General features: G+C 71.8%; 13 protein-coding genes, 1 tRNA gene and 2 pseudogenes. 9 read left to right on the top strand and 7 right to left on the bottom strand.

The genetic code is table 11. The features are described 5' to 3' along the window. Positions 1 to 77: 77 nt before the first annotated feature. Complete coding sequence (locus tag ACW4TU_RS05530; protein WP_457425179.1) at positions 78 to 854, bottom strand: SDR family oxidoreductase; 777 nt, start codon at positions 852 to 854, stop codon at positions 78 to 80. A gap of 12 nt (positions 855 to 866) precedes the next feature. Beyond that, positions 867 to 2,045 (bottom strand): phytanoyl-CoA dioxygenase family protein, encoded by a 1,179-nt coding sequence (locus ACW4TU_RS05525; protein WP_457430723.1) that lies wholly within the window; start codon positions 2,043 to 2,045, stop codon positions 867 to 869. Positions 2,046 to 2,219: 174 nt separating this feature from the next. Between ACW4TU_RS05525 and ACW4TU_RS05520 the strand changes: the two genes are divergently transcribed. Further along, a complete protein-coding gene (locus ACW4TU_RS05520) occupies positions 2,220 to 3,242 on the top strand; it encodes a LacI family DNA-binding transcriptional regulator (RefSeq protein ID WP_457425177.1) in 1,023 nt (340 codons plus the stop codon). A gap of 90 nt (positions 3,243 to 3,332) precedes the next feature. Here ACW4TU_RS05520 and ACW4TU_RS05515 read toward each other — a convergent pair whose 3' ends face one another. Further along, entirely contained in the window at positions 3,333 to 4,490 is a 1,158-nt protein-coding gene (locus ACW4TU_RS05515) for a Gfo/Idh/MocA family protein (protein WP_457425175.1), read from the bottom strand. 95 nt (positions 4,491 to 4,585) lie between these two features. Here ACW4TU_RS05515 and ACW4TU_RS05510 point away from each other — a divergent pair. Continuing rightward, a pseudogene (locus ACW4TU_RS05510) lies at positions 4,586 to 4,816 on the top strand (substrate-binding domain-containing protein); the annotation flags it as partial. 19 nt (positions 4,817 to 4,835) lie between these two features. Here the strand turns inward: ACW4TU_RS05510 and ACW4TU_RS05505 are convergent. Further along, the gene (locus tag ACW4TU_RS05505) at positions 4,836 to 6,569 is read right to left on the bottom strand and encodes a helix-turn-helix domain-containing protein (protein WP_457425173.1); all 1,734 of its coding nucleotides are present in this window, start codon (positions 6,567 to 6,569) and stop codon (positions 4,836 to 4,838) included. Between the two features lie 211 nt (positions 6,570 to 6,780). Between ACW4TU_RS05505 and ACW4TU_RS05500 the strand changes: the two genes are divergently transcribed. The 5 genes from ACW4TU_RS05500 (at position 6,781) to ACW4TU_RS05480 (ending at position 12,426) form a co-directional block, all read left to right on the top strand. Then, the gene (locus tag ACW4TU_RS05500; protein WP_457425171.1) at positions 6,781 to 8,520 is read left to right on the top strand and encodes an FAD-dependent oxidoreductase; all 1,740 of its coding nucleotides are present in this window, start codon (positions 6,781 to 6,783) and stop codon (positions 8,518 to 8,520) included. Between the two features lie 22 nt (positions 8,521 to 8,542). Then, positions 8,543 to 9,451, top strand: coding sequence for an intradiol ring-cleavage dioxygenase (locus tag ACW4TU_RS05495; RefSeq protein WP_457425169.1), 909 nt, complete (start codon positions 8,543 to 8,545; stop codon positions 9,449 to 9,451). A 35-nt stretch (positions 9,452 to 9,486) separates the two neighbouring features. After that, on the top strand, positions 9,487 to 10,530 hold the full coding sequence (locus ACW4TU_RS05490) for a maleylacetate reductase (RefSeq protein ID WP_457430721.1): 1,044 nt from the start codon (positions 9,487 to 9,489) through the stop codon (positions 10,528 to 10,530). A gap of 75 nt (positions 10,531 to 10,605) precedes the next feature. Beyond that, positions 10,606 to 11,517 carry a YceI family protein gene (locus tag ACW4TU_RS05485; RefSeq protein ID WP_457425167.1) on the top strand — a complete coding sequence of 304 codons (912 nt, stop codon included), beginning with the start codon at positions 10,606 to 10,608 and terminating at the stop codon, positions 11,515 to 11,517. 141 nt (positions 11,518 to 11,658) lie between these two features. After that, entirely contained in the window at positions 11,659 to 12,426 is a 768-nt protein-coding gene (locus tag ACW4TU_RS05480; protein WP_457425165.1) for an NPP1 family protein, read from the top strand. A gap of 17 nt (positions 12,427 to 12,443) precedes the next feature. On the opposite strand, the gene ACW4TU_RS05475 is transcribed toward ACW4TU_RS05480, so the two are convergent. Continuing rightward, complete coding sequence (locus ACW4TU_RS05475) at positions 12,444 to 12,950, bottom strand: excalibur calcium-binding domain-containing protein (RefSeq protein WP_457425163.1); 507 nt, start codon at positions 12,948 to 12,950, stop codon at positions 12,444 to 12,446. Positions 12,951 to 13,117: 167 nt separating this feature from the next. Here ACW4TU_RS05475 and ACW4TU_RS05470 point away from each other — a divergent pair. After that, positions 13,118 to 13,191, top strand: a tRNA-Pro gene (locus ACW4TU_RS05470). Between the two features lie 99 nt (positions 13,192 to 13,290). Here ACW4TU_RS05470 and ACW4TU_RS05465 read toward each other — a convergent pair. Continuing rightward, positions 13,291 to 13,874 (bottom strand): annotated as a pseudogene (locus tag ACW4TU_RS05465) (tyrosine-type recombinase/integrase); the annotation flags it as partial. A gap of 85 nt (positions 13,875 to 13,959) precedes the next feature. After that, entirely contained in the window at positions 13,960 to 16,731 is a 2,772-nt protein-coding gene (locus tag ACW4TU_RS05460) for an AAA family ATPase (protein ID WP_457425161.1), read from the bottom strand. Between the two features lie 173 nt (positions 16,732 to 16,904). Between ACW4TU_RS05460 and ACW4TU_RS05455 the strand changes: the two genes are divergently transcribed. After that, on the top strand, positions 16,905 to 19,631 hold the full coding sequence (locus ACW4TU_RS05455; protein ID WP_457425159.1) for a helix-turn-helix transcriptional regulator: 2,727 nt from the start codon (positions 16,905 to 16,907) through the stop codon (positions 19,629 to 19,631). Positions 19,632 to 19,684: the final 53 nt, after the last annotated feature.

Below are 19,684 nucleotides of genomic sequence, written 5' to 3'. Positions count from 1 at the left end.
GGCTGTGGTGCTCCTTGGGAGTGGTGCGGGTGTCTTGCGAGGGGAGGAAAGAAGGAAAGGAAGAAAGGGAAGGAGGGTCAGTCCAGGCCGCCCAGGACGTTCTGGTCCCAGTCGATCACCGAACCGGTGACCACGCCCGACCGGTCGGAGAGCAGGAGGACCACGAAGTCGGCGATCTCGTCCGGCTGACCGAGCTTGCCCATGGGCAGGCGTTCGGCTGCCTGGTCGAGCCAGTCGTCGCCCGCTCCGTGGAAGGCCCGCTGGGTGGCGTCCTCGCCCTCGGTCGCGGTCCAGCCGATGTTCAGGCCGTTGATACGGACCCGGTCCCACCGGTGGGCGTGCGCCGCGTTGCGCGTCAGGCCGATGAGCCCGGCCTTCGCGGCGACGTACGGGGCCAGGAAGGGCTGTCCGCCGTGCGCCGAGGACGTGATGATGTTGACGACCGTGCCGGGCGCCTTGCGCGCTACCATGTCCGCCACCGCCGCCTGCATGGCGAAGAACGGGCCCTTGAGGTTGATCGCGATGTGCGCGTCGAACAGCTCGGGCGTGGTGTCGAGCAGCGTGCCGCGCGAGGTCAGGCCCGCCGAGTTGACCAGGCAGTCGATCCGGCCGTGGGCGGCGATCACCTCGCCCACGGACGTCTTCGCCTGCTCGGCGTCCGAGAGGTCGGCGCGTACGTACATGGCCTTGCCGCCCGCCGCCGTCAGCTCCGCGACCAGTGCCTCGCCCGGTTCCGGGCGCCGCCCGGTCACCGCGACGACGGCACCTTCACGGACGGCCGCGCGGGCGATGGCCGCCCCGACGCCCTGGCTGCCGCCGTTGACGAGGACGATCTTGTCCTGGAGAAGTCCCATGAGTTCGGTTCCTCAGCTCTCACGTCGTTCGGCGCCGGCCCGCAGTTCCTCGCGGAGCGCCTCGGGGATCCACTCCTCGCGCAGCGCACGCCGTACGAGGTCCGCCTGCGAGGGCGGGGCCAGGCCGTCGACCGGCGGATCCCGGTCGAGGTTGGTGGGGAAGGGGTAGCCCTCGGCCGAGGCCGCGACGACCGCCTCCAGCCACGCGCCGCTCGCTCCCTCGGCCTTGCGGGCGAGCAGCACGGGGTAGACAGCGTTCACGATCGCCTCCCGGTCCACGGTCTCCATGGCCCGGCCGAAGGCGGAGGACACCTGGAGGAGGTTCGCCATCCGGCGGATGCCCGCGGAGCGGTTGGTGCCGGCCGCGTGGAAGAGCGCCGGGTTGAAGAACACCGCGTCACCCTTGGCCAGCGGCAGCTGCACGTGGTGGGCGTCGAAGTACGCCCTGAACTCCGGGAGCCGCCAGGCCAGGTAGCCGGGCTCGTACGACTGTGAGTACGGCAGGTACAGCGTCGGGCCGGACTCGACGGGCATGTCGCAGTGGGCGACCGCGCCCTGCAGGGTCAGTACCGGGGACAGCCGGTGGACATGCGCCGGGTACGCGGCTGCCGCCTCGTCGGACAGGAAGCCGAGGTGGTAGTCGCGGTGCGGGCTCTGCGCTGCGCCACCGGGGTTGACCACGTTGATCTGCGAGGTGACCTGGTAGCCGGGGCCGAGCCAGGCGGTCGAGACGAGGGCGATCATGTCGTTGGCGTAGTAGTCGGCGAACGCCTCCGGGGCGCGCAGGGCCGCCTTCTCGAGGGCGTTCCACACCCGGTCGTTGGCCCCCGGCGTGGCGAAGTGGTCGCCCGAGACGGTCCCGGCGGCGCGCTGGTCGGCGATGAGCGCCTCGAAGGCGGCGGTCGCCCGGTCCACGACCGACAGCTCGGTGAAGGCCCGCTGGAGGACCACGACGCCCGGTCCGTCGGTGAGCGCCCGGACCAGCTCCGCCAGGACCTCCAGGCGCCCGCCCGGCGTAATGACGGCGGCGCGCAGCCGCTCACTGTCGTAGACGAGGACGTGTCCGCGGACGGTGGTCGCGTACGGGTAGTCGGCGGCGTCGGTCGTCCGCTCGACCTCGGCGCGGAAGGCGTCGAGATCGCAGTCCTGCTCGGACAGCCACGCGCGGCGTTGTGCGGCGGTGAGGGACATCGTCGTCCTTCTCTCGGTCATCAACCTCGTCAACGTCATCAACATCATCAATGTCGTCGATATCGCGACGTCATCCACGACGACTGGATGCTGTCATTGTTGTCATGACAAAGTCGTCAAACAACCAGCAGGCAGCCATCAAAAACCCCTCAAGCGGAAGCCGAGGAACCTCCCATGGGCCACCCCTATCCGATCCGGGAGATCGCGCGGCAGGCGGGCCTCAGTGAGGCCACCGTCGACCGCGTCCTGAACGGCCGGGGCGGCGTGCGCGAGAGCACCCGGCGGGAGGTTCGGCAGGCCATCACCGACCTGGACCGGCAGCGCACCCAGGTCCGGCTGGTCGGCCGTACGTTCATGATCGACATCGTGATGCAGACGCCCGAGCGGTTCTCCACCGCAGTCCGGGCCGCTCTGGAGGCCGAACTGCCCGCCCTCCACCCGGCCGTCGTGCGCTCCCGCTTCCACTTCCGTGAGACCGGCCCGGTGGCGGGACTGGTGGCGGCCCTCGACCGTGTCGCCCGGCGCGGTTCGCAGGGCGTCATCCTCAAGGCACCGGACGTGCCCGAGATCACGGCCGCCGTCGGCCGGCTGGTGGCCGCCGGCATCCCGGTCGTCACCCTGGTGACCGACCTGCCCTCCAGCGCCCGCCTCGCCTACGTCGGCATCGACAACCGGGCCGCGGGCGCCACCGCGGCCTACCTCATGGGCCAGTGGCTCGGCGAACGCCCCGGCAACGTGCTCACCAGCCTCAGCAGCGGCTTCTTCCGCAACGAGGAGGAGCGCGAGATGGGTTTCCGGGGTGCCATGCGGGCCCGGCACCCCGAGCGCGCCCTCGTCGAGATCACCGAGGGTCAGGGCCTGGACGCCACCCAGTACGACCTGGTCCGCGACGCCCTGCAACGCGACCCCGACATCCGGGCGGTCTACTCGATCGGCGGCGGCAACATCGCGACGCTACGGGCCTTCGAGGACCTGGGACGCGAGTGCGCGGTGTTCGTCGCCCACGACCTCGACCACGACAACACCCGCCTCCTGCGCGAGCACCGCCTGTCCTGCGTCCTGCACCACGACCTCCGCCAGGACATGCACGAGGCCTGTCGCACAGTCATGCGAGCCCACGGCGCCCTGCCGCCGGCCGGCCCGACCCTGCCGTCCGCGATCCAGGTGGTGACGCCGTACAACATGCCGCCGCGCTGACGGCTCGTACGGGACGGGCGGTATCCGGTCTGCGGCTCCGCCGCGTGGGCGCGAGGAGCGCACGCCGGCCCGCGGCGGACGAACCGACCCTTACGCCCCGAGCGTCACCCACGCCCCCGACTCCACGGACCGGCTCATCGCATCCAGCGCGGCAGCGCTCCGCACCGCGTCCGTCAACGTCGCTCCGTACGGAATCCCTTCGGCCACCGAGCGCACAAAACGGTGCGCCTCGATCACCTTCAGGTCGTCGTACCCCATCGCGTTCGCCGCCCCCGGCTGGAACGCCCCGAACTCCCCGTCCCCCGGACCGACGTACACCGTACTGACCGGCTGGTCCTGGTACGACGTACCGCTGCTCACGCCCAGCTCGTTCATGCGGCGGAAGTCCCAGAAGACCGCGCCCTTCGTGCCGTGCACCTCGAAGCCGTAGTTGTTCTGCTCGCCGACCGACACCCGGCACGCTTCCAGGACCCCCCGGGCGCCGGAGGCGAAACGCAGCAGGCAGGAGACGTAGTCCTCGTTCTCCACCGGGCCCGGTTCACCGCCCGACGCACGGGTGTGTCCGGCCGTGGCGCCCGTCGGACGGGACCGTTCGGGCACGAAGACCGCCGTGTCGGCGGTGAGCGCGGCGATGTCGCCGAGCAGGAAGCGAGCCAGGTCCGCGCCGTGCGAGGCGAGGTCGCCCAGCACTCCGTTGCCGCCGCGCTCCCGCTCGTACCGCCAGGTCAGGGCGCCGTCCGGGTGGGCCGCGTAGTCGCTGAACAGGCGGATGCGGACATGTGTGACCGTGCCGATCTCGCCGGACGCGATGAGCTGCCGGGCCCGTTCCACGGCGGGCGCGTTGCGGTAGTTGAAGCCGACCGTGCCCTGGACGCCGGACTTGGCGACCGCGTCGGCGACGGCGCCCGCGTCGGCCGCGGACAGGCCGACCGGCTTCTCGATCCAGATGTGCTTGCCCGCCTCCGCCATCGCGACGCCGATCTCCCGGTGCAGGAAGTTCGGCGCGGTGATGCTCACCGCCTGAACGCGCGGATCGGCGGCCACGGCACGCCAGTCACGGCTCGTCGAGGCGAACCCGAACTGCGCGGCGGCCTCCTCGGCCCGGCCCGGCACCTCCTCGGCGACCATGACCAGTTCGGGCCGCAGCCCCAGCTGGGGGAAGTGGTGCGGCAGGCGGACGTACGCCTGGGTGTGCACCCGTCCCATCCAGCCGAACCCCACGACGGCGACACCGAGCGTACTTGCCATGACAGCCCCTCTTTGGACCGGTCCAGAACGTTTCCTACTCACCCTCGGTGCCTTCAGGCTTTCCTGTCAATATTTTGACAGGACATAAGGACCACCGGAGTGTCGTACGGTTGCCCGGCGGGCCCGCCGGGCGGCCCACCGCCGTCTTCGCCGTCAACGGCATGACCTCCGTCGGCGCCCTCTCCGCCGCCGGGGAACCGGGGCTGAGCGTCCCCCGTGACCTGTCCGTCGTCGGCTACGACAACACGGACATCTCCCGCCTGCGCCACGTCTGGCCCACCACCGTGGACAGCGTCGGTCACGAGGTCGGCCGCCGCGCCACCCGCCCCAGGCGGTGACCCCGTCTCAGGCCCGGTACTCGCGCAGCTTCCGGTAAAGCGTCGCGCGGGCGATGCCCAGGGCCGCCGCCGTACGGGCCTTGTTGCCGCCGTTGCGGCGCAGCGCCTCCAGGATCGCGGTGCGCTCGGCGTGCTCCATCGGGCTGAGCGGGCGCGCGGCGGGCCCTTCCCGTACCGGGTCCGGGAGTTCGGCCCGCCCGACCGGGCCCGAGGCCCGCCGGGTTTCCGCCAACGTCCTTACCAGGTGGGTGAGTTCGGTGAGGTTCCCCGGCCACGGATACCGCTCCAGCGCCCGCAGCGCGTCCAGCGTCCAGGTGAGCGGCGGTGTCCCGTCGGCTGGCCTCGGCGCCAGGACCGGCAGCAACTCACGGATGTCCTCCGGGCGTTCACGCAACGCGGGCACGGTGACCGAACGGGCCGCCAGCGTGTCCAGGAGCCGCTGAAGACACGGGCCCGGGGGAGTGCCGGGGGTGTACGTGGCCAGTAGATGGACATCCGGACGCTCGTCGAGGAGGCCGTTCAGCGCGGCGACATCCGACTGGGCCAGCCGCTCGGCATGACGGAGGAGCAGCGGGCGGGACCCCGACAACCCGGCGTCGCCCAAAGCGAGTTCGGGCGCCTCGGCCGCGTCGAGGACCAGCGGCTCGGCGCCGCCCAGCAGTTCGCGGGCCAGCGCGGTCTTGCCGGACCCGCGCTCCCCGGTCAGCAGGAGCGGTTCGCTGCCGTGCGCCAGCTCCCCTGCCCGGCCCACCGCGTACAGCCACGGCACCGAACTCCCGGCCAGCCGCCCCGCCACCGGCCGCGGCACCGCCCGTACCACCGCCGCCTCCGCGACCGGCTCCAGCACGGCGACGATCCCGAGCACCCGGCCGTCGCCCCGCTCCTGCACCGGACGGAACTCGGCGGTGCAGCCGGCCCCTTCGGGCAGTGCGATGTCGTACGACCCGACAGGCGCCGACGACTGCAACAGCGCCCGCGCGCCCCGCTCCAGCGACTCCAGCACCTGCGGTGACACCAGCCGCACCGCCGCCTCGGTGACCAGACGGTTGCGGCCGTCCAGCGCCACCACCGCGCGCTCCTGCCCACCGCCCGGCCTGCGCGCCGCGCGTGCGTAGGCGTCGAGGAGGGTCCGCTCGGCCGAGCGGGAGCGGGCCAGCAACTCCGCCTCCACCGCCGCCGCTGCCGCCTCCGCCAGGGCGGCGCCGGGATGCGGGCCCGCGTCGGCGCACAGTCCGGAGGCGACCGTGACCGTGCCGAGGGGGCGGCCGGACTCCGGGGCGAACACCGGCACGCTGACCGCCGACACGTCCTGCCACATGTCGAGGAAGTGCTCGGGGCCGTGCACCTCGGCGCGCCGCCGCACGCGCAGGGCGAGCGCCGCGCTGTTGTGCCCGACCTCCTGCTCCGCCAGATCGCTGCGCACCTCGCCCCAGGGCGCGCCGCCCGTCGCCCACAGCACCCGCGGCCGTTCGTCGGTGAGCAGCAGCGCCGACCGGCTGCCGAGCGCCGGGGCGAGCCGTTCGAGGACGGGCCGGGCCGCGGCCAGCAAGGCCGACGCGAGGGCCCGCCCGTCGACGGAGTCGGCCTGACGCACGTCGTGCCGTACTCCGAGGAAACGGGCGCGGCGCCAGGCGGCGACGGTCTCGTCGGGGACGTCGTCGGGCAGCGGACGGCCGGCCAGGAACCGCTGGCGCGCCTGACCGATCAGGAGGAGGGCGGGAGACACTTCGGCTGTGGTCATGTCACCACTCACCGTATCGGGCCGGTTCCGGCGACCGTCGAAGAGGTGTGCGGAGACACCTGGACAGACACCGGAACAGATGCCGGAACAGATGCCGGGAAGTACCGGGTGTCTCGAAATGAGACACCCATGAACCGCCGTGCCGCTCCACGATCACGGATGGCCGCCCGGCTGTTCCGGGCGCGGCCTGCCCACCGTTTGGAGTGCTCCCGTGCCTGCCGTTGTCGACACCGACGTACTGATCGTGGGCAGCGGCCCGGCCGGGGCGTCGGCCGCACTCGCGCTGAGCACCTACGGCGTACCCAACACCGTCGTCACCCGGTACGCGAGCCTCGCCGACACGCCCCGTGCGCACATCACCAACCAGCGCACGATGGAGGTCCTGCGCGACCTCGGCGTGGAGGGCGACGTGGTCGCCAGGGCCACGCCCCAGCACCTGATGGGCAACACCACGTTCTGCACCGGTCTGGCCGGCGAGGAACTGGGCCGGATCCGCTCCTGGGGCAACGACCCGCTCGTCCAGGCAGCGCACGAACTGGCCAGCCCCACCCGTATGTGCGACATGCCGCAGCACCTGATGGAACCGGTCCTCGTCGACGCGGCCGTCGCACGCGGCACCCAACTCCGTTTCCAGACCGAGTATCTGACGCACACTCAGGACGGGTCCGGCGTCACGGCCACCGTCCGCGACCGGCTGCGCGGCGACACGTACGAGATCCGGGCCCGCTATCTGATCGGCGCCGACGGCGGCCGGTCCAAGGTCGCCGAGGACGCCGGACTGCCCATGGGCGGCCAGATGGGCGTCGCCGGCAGCATCAACATCGTCTTCGACGCCGACCTCACCCGGTACACGGCCCACCGCCCCTCCACCCTCTACTGGGTGCTCGCCCCCGGTGCCACCGTCGGCGGCATCGGCGCGGGCCTCGTCCGCAACGTCCGCCCCTGGAACGAGTGGATGATCGTCTGGGGCTACGACGTGACCGCCGGCGCCCCCGACCTCACCACCGAGTACGCCGAGGGAGTCGTGCGCAGGCTCGTCGGCGACGACGACATCCCCGTGACCATCAGGTCGTCCTCGGCCTGGACGGTCAACGAGATGTACGCCGAGACCTACGCCAACGGGCGCGTCCTCTGCGCCGGCGACGCCGTCCACCGGCACCCGCCGTCCAACGGGCTCGGCTCGAACACCTCCATCCAGGACGCCTACAACCTGGCCTGGAAACTGAAGCTGGTCCTCGACGGCGTCGCAGCCCCGTCGCTGCTCGACAGCTACACCGCCGAACGCGCCCCGGTCGGCAGGCAGATCGTCACCCGCGCCAACAAGTCCATCGGCGAGACCGCCCCGATCTTCGAGGCGCTCGACGGGCTCTCCCCGCAGACCCCCGAGGAACTGTGGGCCAACATCGCCGCCCGCAAGGACGCCACCGAGGCCGCCGCGAAGCAGCGCGCCCGGCTGCGCGAGGCGATCGCCGCCAAGGTGTACGAGTTCAACGCCCACGGGGTCGACCTCAACCAGCGCTACGAGTCCGCCGCGATCGTCCCCGACGGCACCCCCGACCCCGGCTTCGCCCGCGACCCCGAACTGCACCACCAGCCCTCCACCCGCCCCGGCGCGAAGCTTCCGCACGCCTGGCTCACCTCCGGCACCCGCACCCTGTCCACCCTCGACACCGTGGGCCGGGGCCGCTTCACCCTCCTCACCGGGATCGGCGGCGACGCCTGGGTGCGCGCGGCGAAGACACAGCCCCTCGACATCGCCACGGTCGTCGTCGGCCCCGGCCAGGAGTACGAGGACCCGTACGGCGACTGGGCCGCCCTCAGCGAGGTGTCCGACGCGGGCGTGCTCCTCGTACGCCCGGACGGGTTCGTTGCCTTCCGACACGCCGAAGCGGCCGAGAACGCCGAACAGTTGCTGACGGACGCGCTGCGACAGATCCTCGGACATGCCTGACGGACGGGACGAGGAGCACGGAATGACCACTGAACCCGAGACACGTGACAGCGGTGAGGGTGCCGGATTCACGACCGCCGTCACCGAGGCCGTCGTCGACAGCATGGGCGGGACCGCCGACTCGCGCCTGCGCGAACTGCTCACCGCCCTCACCCGGCACCTCCACGCCTTCGTACGGGAGACCGAGCCGACGATGGAGGAGTGGGAGCGGGCCATCGGCTTTTTGACGGCGACCGGGCAGACCTGCACCGACACCCGGCAGGAGTTCATCCTCCTGTCGGACGTCCTCGGCGTCTCGATGCTCGTGGAGACCCTCAACGGGCACCGCGACCCGGCCGCGACCGAGTCGACCGTGCTCGGTCCCTTCCACATGACCGAGTCGCCGGTACGTGAACTCGGCGCCGACATCGACCTGGTGGGCGCCGGTGAGCCGTGCGTGGTCAGCGGGCGGGTGCTCGACCGGGACGGAACTCCGCTGCCCGGCGCGGTACTTGACGTGTGGCAGGCCGACGCCGAGGGCTACTACGACGTCCAGCAGCCGGATATCCAGCCGCCGGGCAACGGCCGCGGGCTCTTCACCGCGGACGCGGAGGGCCGCTTCTGGTTCCGCACCTGCGTGCCGAGCCCGTACCCGATCCCGACGGACGGCCCGGTCGGCGACCTGCTCCACGCCACCGGCCGGCACCCCTACCGCCCCGCCCACATCCACTTCATCGCCACGGCCGGGGGTCACGAGCCCGTCACCACCCACATCTTCGTGGCGGGCAGCGACTACCTCGACTCGGACGCCGTGTTCGCGGTGAAGCAGAGCCTCGTCCAGGACTTCACCCAGACCGAAGACCCGTCCCTGGCGGCCGAGTTCGGCGTACCGATTCCCTTCCGCCACGCACGCTTCGACCTCGTGCTGGAGAAGGCGGAGAGGAAGTCGTGATCGGCGCACCGGACTTCGTGTACGAGGCCCAGCCGATGCGGGTCGTGCTGCGGGCCGGGGCCGCCGTGACCGCGACCGCGGGGGAGGCCGAACGGCTCGGTCTGCGAAGGCTGTTGGTGGTGTGCGGCGCGCGGGGGAAGGGCACCGCGCAGGCGGTCGCCGACTCGCTCGGACCGGCCCTGGCGGGTCTGCACGACGAGGCGCGGATGCACGTACCCGTCGAAGTCGCCGACCGGGCCGTCGAAGTGGCGCTCGCGGTGGGCGCCGACGGGTGTGTGGCGGTCGGCGGCGGCAGTGCGATCGGCCTCGGGAAGGCGATCGCGCTGCGCACCGGGCTGCCGCTGATCGCCGTGCCCTCCACTTACTCCGGCTCGGAGATGACCTCCGTCTGGGGCCTGACCGAGCAGGGCCTGAAGCGCACCGGCCGCGACCGGTCGGTCCTGCCGCGCAGTGTGGTGTACGACCCCGAGCTGACCCTCTCGCTGCCGGTCCCGCTCTCGGTGACCAGCGGCATCAACGCGATCGCGCACGCCGTAGAGGCCCTGTACGCCCCCGACGCCTCCCCGCTCGTCTCGCTGATGGCACAGGAGGGCGTACGGGCGATGGCCGGGGCGCTCCCGGACGTGGCCGCCGACCCCGCGTCCCCCGACGCGCGCGGCCGGGCCCTGTACGGGGCGTGGCTGTGCGGCTCCTGCCTGGGCGCCACCACCATGGGCCTGCACCACAAGCTCTGCCATGTCCTCGGCGGCACCTTCGGCCTGCCGCACGCCGAGACCCACACGGTCGTCCTGCCGTACGCCCTGGCCTACAACGCGCCCGCCGCACCGGACGCGGCCGACGCCGTCGCCCGTGCGCTGGGCGGCGCGGCGGACGCCCCAACTGCCCTGTGGGAGCTGGCGGGACGCCTCGGCGCCCCGCGCTCCCTCGCCGAACTGGGCCTCACCGAGGCCGATGTGACGGTGGCGGCGGCCCAGGTCACCGGGCAGCGGCCGTACGCCAACCCGCGCGAGGTGACACCCGAGGGCGTGCTCGGTGTGCTGCGGGCGGCGTACCGGGGCGCGGTGCCCGGCACGGACTGAGCCACCGCCACCCCACCCGACCATGACGGCACACAGTAGAAGAACAGAACAGTAGAAGAACAGAAAGGTGAACCCATGGCCCTCGCACTGCTCAGGCGCCTGCGGTCCAGAGGAGTCTCCGATCGCGAGGGCCTCTCCCTTCCCCTCCCGCCGGGCGCGGGTTCCCTCGGCTGCGAGGTGCTGGATCCGCTGGGCCAGCCCATGGGCGGCGCCGAGGTGACCGTGAGCGCGACCGACGCCCACCAGGTGATGGCACGCGGTACGACGGACCCGTACGGCTACTTCCTCGCCATTCTTCCGTCGGGCCGCTACAGCCTGATGATCTCCGCCGAGGGTCTGACACCGCACCGCGAGACGGTCGATCTCCTCGACGGGGTGATGCTTCCGACGCAGCGTGTCCAACTGGAACCGGCCCGGCGGCTGGACCTCCCCGTGCCCGGCACCTGGCTGTTCGACCCGCCGCACACCGCGATCCGGTTCATCGCCAAGCATGTCGGAATGGGCCATGTGCACGGCCGCTTCGAGCGGTTCGAGGGCGGCATCCAGGTGGCGCAGTCGATGGCCGAGTCCCGGGTGCAGGTCCGTATCGACGCGTCGAGCATCACGACCGGGAACCGGACCCGGGACAACCATCTGCGGTCGGCGGACTTCCTGGACGTCGAGCGGTTTCCGTACATCGACTTCGTGAGCTCGCGGTTCTCCTACCGGGCCGGTGCGAAGTGGGTGGTGCAGGGCTCGCTCTCGATGCACGGGGTGAGTCGCTCGATATCGCTGGACACGACCTACCTGGGGTCGGTGAACGGCGGCTACGGCGAGGAGTTGCGCTGCGCCGCCCGCGCCCGGGCGGAACTGCACCGGGAGGACTACACCCTCAACTGGCGTTCCATGCTGGCCCGGGGCATCGCGGTGGTCGGTCCTACGGTCCAACTGGAGCTGGACGTCCAGGCGATGTACCGGACGCACGACACTCCTACCCCGCCGGAATAGCCGACCGGAGTAACCGACCGGAGTGGCCAAGATGTCTGCCGGGCGCCCCTGAAGCTTTCCTTCCGAGTGACCCATCCGTGATATGGGCATGCCAATCTGACCGAGCACGTCCCCTCGGACGTCATCGATCAGGAGGCCCCCGTGAAGAGATCTGAGCGCACCCGCAGAGCCTCGCTCGTCCTCGGCAGCGCGGTGGCGCTGGTCGTCGCCTTTCCCGGCACCGCGCTCGCCGCCCCGCCCGGAGCCCTGCCGGCCAACGCGGACAGCACCGAGCAGACGTACCAACCGGCGTACGACTACGACACGGACGGCTGCTACTCCACCCCCGCCATCGGCTCCACGGGCACTCTCAACGGCGGCCTCAACCCGACCGGCGCCCTCAACGGGTCGTGCCGTGACGCCTCCGACCTCGACAACACCAACGGCTACTCCCGCTACAAGTGCAACAACGGCTGGTGCGCGATCATCTACGGCCTCTACTTCGAGAAGGACCAGGCCCTCGCGGGCACCAGCATCGGCGGGCACCGGCACGACTGGGAGCACGTGGTGGTGTGGGTCAAGGACGGAGTGGCGCAGTACGTCTCGACCTCCAACCACGGCAGCTTCAGCGTCCACACCCGCGACCAGGTCCGCTGGGACGGCACCCACCCCAAGATCGTCTACCACAAGGACGGCATCAGGACGCACTGCTTCCGCCTCGCGAACACCAACGACGAGCCGCCGGAGAACCACAAGGGAACCTGGCAGTTCCCGGCGCTGGTCGGCTGGAACGGCTACCCGTCAGGCATCCGCGACAAGCTGACCGCCGCCGACTGGGGGAGTGCCAACTTCGGCCTCAAGGACGGCAACTTCAACTCCCATCTCGCGGCGGCCATGCCGGCGGGCATCGCGTTCGACCCGAACGCCTGACCCCGACGCCGTACCCGTCACTCGCAGCCGACGCCGTCACCGTCCCGGTCGAGATGCCGCCCGTAGCCGGGGTCACCGACATGCACGGGGGCGGCTCCGGCCGCGCGGGCAGCCGTGCAGTTCTGGTAGTACACGTCGTCGCCACCGGAATCGGATCCGGCGCCGCCGTCGGAACCCGTGACGGAGCTTGTGTCGGTGTCGGTGTCAACGGCCGGTTCGGCCGTCACCGTCCTGGTCGCCGACACGGTGACGGCCGGGGCGGGTTCGGGCGTAACTGTCACGGTGGCCGTGGCGGTCGCCGTGGTCGTGGCTGTGACGGTCGCGGTGGGCCGCGGGTCGGCCGACACCCTCTCGGGCTTGTCCTCCTGGCCGCCGATGGCGATCCCGGCGAAGAGCGCGAGCCCGAGGGCGGGCAGTACGAATCTCTTACGGGCCCATCTCGGCCCCTGCCGGTCCGGTGCCGGAGTCGGTATCGGACCCGGAGCCGGTGGCGTGTTGCCGGGAGTGTTGTACGGGTTGCTCATGATCGTCCCCCTGTTGCGTTTCGGGTGGGACGACGGTAGAGCGGCGGATGAGGCGATAAGGGGCACTTGATGTCCCGGTGACCGTTCCGTAACCGCTCGGAGGCACGGGCGTGTGTGCGGTAGGGTTTGTCTGTGCGATCACGCGGGGCAACCGCGGGTCGACGCAACGGGACGTGGCGCAGCTTGGTAGCGCACTTGACTGGGGGTCAAGGGGTCGCAGGTTCAAATCCTGTCGTCCCGACTGGAGACAGTCGCAGGTCAGGGCCGGTTTCGGAGAAATCCGAAACCGGCCCTTGGCTATTCTTGGGGACCAGTTGGGGACCAGGGTCCATGACCGGCGTCAGCAGGTCATGACGATCGGGCTCGGCGGGGAGTGTGGGGCGCGGAGCACGCTGAGGTGCGCGGAGAGTGCTGCGCCTGCGGCTGTGATCTTGTGTACGTCCGGGTGGAGGTAGCGCCGGGTGGTGGTCGGCGAGCCGTGGCCGGCGATCCTGCGCAGGACATGGACTCGCACTCCCGCGTCGGCATTACCAGATCAGGCCGGTGTGCCGGAGGTCGTGGCGGCACAGGTGCTCGTAGCCGAGTTTGGTGACCACGTCCTCCCAGTGGGTGGCGTCACGCAGGACGGCGGTGGAGGCGCGTCCACCGCGCGGGCCGGTGAAGAGTCGGGCGTCGGGGTCGGTGCCTGCGGACAGGATGTGCTGGGTGACGCGAGGGGGCGGATCTCCTCGACGACGGGAACCCTGCGGGCGCGCTTGCCCTTGGTGTCCTTGTCGGGCAGTCCGCCGGGTGCGGGTGTGGTCTGACGCCGCACGGTCCAGATCCACTGGCGGTGTCGATGTCACCGACGCGGCATCCGGACACCTCGCCGATCCGGGCGGCGGTGCATGCGGCGAAGGGGAGGGCGTCTCCCCACCCGCGGTAGATGACCGTTCGGCTGTTTCACGGATGGTGAGCTGGTCGACCTGGAGCACCGGCAGGTCTCCACGATTTCGAGGAGACGGTCAGTTCAGGCACGGTACTCGTGTGTCAGCATCGCCGAGGCCAGCTCGACGCGGGAACGGTAGCCGGTGCGCTTGAAGAGTCTGCCCAGCCGGCTCTCCACGCTCTTCGCGCTGCCGCCCAGCACGGCGGCCAGCTCGCGGTTGGTCAGGCCCTCGGTCACCAAGGTGGCCAGCAGCCGCTCGTTCTCTGCGATGACGACGCCTCTGTGCGGTACGGCGACACCGCGTTCGCGCATCAGGTTCCGCAGCTGTGCCCTGCGCAGCAGCGCATCCAGGTCGCCGTAGACCGCGTATGCCTCAAGCAGTAGCTCGGCGTCGGCCACTTCGTGGCGGACCGCCATGGCTATGGTGTCGGCCAGCTCCAGCGGCTGGGCGCGTTGCCGGGCGAGCCGGACCGCCTCCGCCGCGGCGGCGCGGTCGCTGTGCACCATGGCGGTGGCGAGCAGGTGGCACAGGCGGGCCCGGCCGGTGCCGATCAGCTCAGCTGTCCTGCGCACCCTGGTCACGCACCGCTGTGCCGTCGCCCGGTCGCCGCGGGCCAGTTCCAGCTCCGCCCTCCTCAGCCACAGAACGTCCATGCCGACCACCAGACCTCGTTCGACGGCCTGGGCCAGGCCGTCGACGATGACGCGGCCGGCCTGTTCGGTATTACCCAGAGCCTCGTCCAGGAACGATTCCGGCACGGCCAGCAGGTGGAGCATCACGGGCTGCACGGTGCGCGCCCGCTCGATCACCAAGCGGGCCTCGGTGAGCCGGCCGCGCGCGCCGAGTATGACGCTCGTCTCGCGGGACACCAGAGTGTGGCTTGGCAGCTCACCGACGGAGAAGCCGGTGGCCAGGCCCAGCCGGGCCAGATCGAGTGCGCGGTCCCAGTGCCCGCTCTGACTGGCGGCCACCACATGGTCGGGCAATGTCCGGTACCTGGAGGGCAGTTCGTAAGCGGTCAGCAGCCGGTCCGCGCGGTCCAGCTCGCCGAAGGCCATCAACGTCCGGGCCAGCTGCCTCAGCCGCTCGAAGCGGTGTCGCGTCCCCGACGCCCACAGGGCCCATTCCGGCGGATCCGCGACGGCCTGGTCGAGCGGCTTGGTCCGGCCCAGGTACGCGTCGACGCACTCGCTGATCTGCAGGCCCAACGCGACGACGACATCGTTGTCTCGTCGCCAGATGTGCCGTTGGGACACCAGGTGTTCGTCGGCTTCCCGCCACCGGTCCAGATGGCACAGCGCGACGCACCGGACCAGGATGCGGTGCCCCTCCCCGCCCGGCAGTGAGCGCCGGCCGCCGTCGCAGATCTCGGTGAGGGCAGCCGTGTTCAGGGTTCCGGCCAGCGCGGCAATATAGACCATCTCCATCTCGAACAGCGCTTCGGAGCTGACCAGATGGGCGTGTTCGGACAGCACTCTGAACGCGCTGTCGCCGGCCTCGGCGAACCGCAGATGGACGTGGCAGGCGGTGGCGTGCGTGACCAGTGCCCAGGCGCGTTGCTGCGGCTCGGTGATCAGCTCGATGGCGGCGCGCAGACAGCGCTCTGCGAAGTATCCGTCGTCCAGCATGGCGGCTGTGCCCTGGGCGAGCAGTTCTCTGGACGCCCGCCGGGAGTCCACGAACCGTCCTGCGGTGACCAGTTGCTCGGCGAGATACCGGTCATCCGCGGTGGCGTCGCCTGCCCAGATCGCGGTGACCGCCAGTTGGGCGAGCCTGCGTCGCTCGTACGGCCCGAGGCAGCCGGTCAGGGCGGAGGTGAGCAGTGGCAGCCGGAACCGCCAGTGCCCGTTTTCCGGACCCTGCCGGAGTACACCCTCGGCGCACAGCGTCAACAGCGAGCCACGGACCTCGTCCTCGCCCCGACCCACCGCTTCGGCGATCAGCCTGGTCGCCGCGCCGCCCAAGGGGAGAAGCACCGCCGCTGCCTTGGCCACCGACCAGACCGGACCGCCCAGCCGGCGCAGGTACTCGATCGGCGGCAGGTCGATGGGCAGTTCGGGCGGCCGGTCCGGCGAGGTGAGGTAGACGTGCCGGTCGTATACGTAGAGCTCTCCGGTGCGTTGGTGCCCCGCCAGGGCAGCGAGCACGGCGGCGGGCCTGCCGCGGCACTCCCGTTGCAGATAGGAGAGCAGTGCTGCGGTCGGCCGGGCCTGCAGCCTCCGGGCGATCAGCGCGCTGATCTCCGGCTCGCGCAGCGGACGCAGCGACACCACCTCGGCGAGCGAGGCGGCCTGCAACTGCTCCAGCGCGGCCAGGTCTCCCGCCGGGTCGGCGGGTGAGGGGCGCACCGTGCAGACGAACGTGACCGTGCCCGCGGCCAACGTGCGGGCGAGCGGCAGCAATACGGCGCGGGAACCGGGATCGGTCCAGTGCGCGTCGTCGATGAGCACAGTGAGCTTGTCGCTCGCGGTGAGGGCCGACCGGAGCTCGGCGGCGACCTGCCGGCCGGCCTCCGCGAGCGGCGCCGTGTCCTTCGCCGTACGCCTGACGTCGCCGCCCTGGTGGAGGGCGGCGAGCTCGGCCGAGAGCCTGGAGGCCAGGGAATAGGGGCGGTCCCGCTCGTTGCGCGCCACCCGCAGCGACAGGGGAGTGCAGCCCCGCGCGACCAGCTCGCTCCGGACGGCGGCCAGCACCGTACTGCGCCCCATGCCGATGGGGCCGGTGATCAGGACGAGCGGCGCAGAGTCCGGGGAGATGGCGAGGTCGACGACCCTCGCCACGACGTCGTCACGGCCGACCGGTGCCTCCACCGGCCGGGCCGTGTCGGGCGCACTGCGCCAGTGATCGATCACCCGTCCAGTATGCCTGCAGCGCCCGACAGATTTTTGAAAGGTAATACGATATACGGGCAGCGTTGGCCCGGTGTGAACGAGCGTTGTGCCGCTCGAAGTTGGCTGCGGAGACCAGGTACGGCAGCAGCCCTGCGGGCTGTTGCCGCGCGAGGCGCCACAGGAGGAGGCGGGCAGTGGCCCGAGCGCGTGCCGCAGTGCGGGGCAGGGATCATGAACTGACGGCGCTGCGCACGGCGCTGGCGCCCGAAGGTGGACGCCTGATCGTCCTCAAGGGACCGGCCGGTATCGGCAGGACCACACTGCTGGACGCGGTGGGCCGGATGCTGGCTTCGGACGGGACACGGGTCCTGCCGCTGCGGTTGGGCGCCGGTCCGGACAGCGATGGCGACGCGTTCGCACTCACCGTGCTGGTGCGCACCGTGCGCGAGCGGTTCGAGCAGTTCCACGAGGCCGGGCTGGCCGAGGCGCTCAGTACGGTGGCCCGGCTGCGCGACGCGGGGGGACAGGACAGCGGCGGATGGACGCCGTCCATGGTCGCCGCGCTGGGCGGCTTGTTCGACACCATCGGCCGTCAGGAACGCGTCGCGGTCCTCGCCGACGACGCGCACGCGGTCGCCGAGCCCGCCCCCGTGCTGACCGCGGCCCGCCGGTCCGGCTGTCTGGTCGTGGCCACCTGCGAGGAGGGCGCCCAGCGCGGCCCGGGGCTCGCCGAGCTGCTGACCGTCGCCGACCAGGTGATGACGATCGGTCCGCTGGCCGACGACGTCGCGGAGTCCCTGGTCCGTCGCGTGAGGGGAGCACGCCTGGACGAGGCGGTGCCGGCCGCCCTGCGCACGGCGTTGGGACCGCTGTCAGGCAACCCGGGCACAGTCCTGAGCACCCTCGACGAGCTACGCGGAAGCGGACGGCTCATCGCCTTCCGTGGTCGGCTGTGCCTGAGCGCGCCGATGGAGCCGGTGGCACTGCCCGCCGACCACCCCCTCCTGCGCCATGCGGCTTCACTGGGCGATCCGGCGGTGCGGCTCCTGGTCGCGGTCGCGGTCCTGAACGGCCTCCGCGTGGACGACCTGCCGCTGCTCGCCGAGACTCTCGGGACCGACCCCGCCGACTGCGGCCAGCTGCTTGACCTGCTGATCGAGGCGGGGGTGCTGACGGCCGACCCGGCGGGCCTGATCTCCTGCCGGTGCCCCGCCCTGGCGGCCACGGTGGCCGGCCGCTCAGGCGCCCGCTGCGGCATCTCGCTGCACGCGTCGATCGCCGAGCGGCTGCTGGCCCGGCACCGGCGGCACGGCGGGGTCGACCCCGTGTCGCTCGCCGACCACATCGCGCGCGGCGGAGCGGCCGTGACGCTCGACGACGACATGGTCCGCTGGCTGATCGACCTGAGCGCGACAGCCGAGCCCGACGAGCCGGAGCGCGCCGCACTGTGGTACTCGGCCGCACTGCGGCACCTGCCGCCGAAGGGGCCCGAACACACCCGCACGCTGACCAGACTGCTCGCCCTGGTCGTCCGTACCGGCCGGTACGAACTGCTGCGAGAGGTGCTCACCCGGTACGCGGAGCAGGGCTGCGCCGAGGACGCCCTGACGGAGATCCGCCTCGCGGCCGTTCTTGTCGCCCTGCACACCGGCGAGCTGCCCGCCGAACGTGCCGTACGGTCGCTGCTGGACGCACCTTTCGCGGGCCGCGGGCCCATCGGCTTTTCGGAGTGGTGGTTCGGTCGTCGCCTCACTCCTGGCGCACGGCAGCCGCTCCGCCCGGACTCGGCGCGGGCGGCCCGGGCCGGGGCCGAGTGGATGGACCTGTTCAGCGCGGCGCTCTCCGGTGACGTCGACGCCTGCGAGCGGGCCTGGCGCGGCTCGGGCGGCACCGTGCCCTCCCCGGAGCTGGACCAACTGCTCTGCGCCACCTCGGTCGCCGACATGGCCGATGTGGCCCGGCTGACGCTCGGTGCCCGCTACCAGGTGCCGGTGACCGGTGTGCTCGGTGCCTACCACCGGGTGGTACGGGGCTACGCCGACGCCGACTGGACGCAGGCCATGTCCGCGGTCCGGGAACTGGAACTGTCGGGCGCCGAGGACACGCTGGCGCATCACGCGGCGCGCCTGTTCGCCGCGGACATGTGCGCCGCCCGCGGCGAGTTCGGGCAGGCGGCCCAATGGCTGGCCGCCGCGACCCCGGCCCCCAGGCTCGCGGTGATGCGGACCTGGGTGCGCGTCGGCATGGCCGACAGGATGGGCGACCCCGGCCGGGCGGTGCGGTTGGCCCTGCTGGCCGGACCGAGGCTGCGCCGGGCCGGACTGCACGCGGGTCTGTACTTTCTGCTGTCGCGGGCGGTACGGATCGCGGTGTCGAGTGACGCCCACGAAGACGCCGCGGAACTGCTGGCGGAGATCGAGCTGCTGCCCCAGGAGGACCGCGCGGACGCACGGGAGAGCCTTCTGCTGGCGCGCGGCCTGGTACGCCGCGACCTGGGGTCGGCCCGGTCGGCCACCGACCTGACGCGCGCGAGAGGGGATCTGCCCGCGCTGCTGGAATCCTGCCTGGCCATCGCCCGGTTCGCGGAGGACCCGCGGCCCTGGCTGCGCGAGGCCCACACACTGGCCACGCAGTGCGGTGCGTCGGTGCTCCTCGAGCGTATCCGCCGGGCGACCCGTGAACGCGGGGTCCCCGCCCCGCGCACCCGCGGTCGGCGTGACGCCCTGGCCGTCACCGAGCAGCGGATCATCGAGCTGATCGGCGAGGGCCTGACCAACCGGCAGATCGCGCTGCGCCTGCAGCTCAGTGAGAAGACCGTGGAGAACTACCTCACCCGCCTGTTCGCCCGCACCGGCTGCCGTTCGCGGGTCGAGCTGGCCGCGGCCAGCCTGAGCGGCCGGCTCACCCGGACCACGACCTGAGGGCCGCCGTGGCACGGCTGCCGGGGCCGGAAGATGCCAACGTGCGGTCCCAC

It is taken from the genome of Streptomyces kryoterrae (assembly GCF_054072135.1).
Note: the sequence above shows the minus strand (reverse complement) of the source record. Positions and strands in the feature narration are given on the sequence as shown.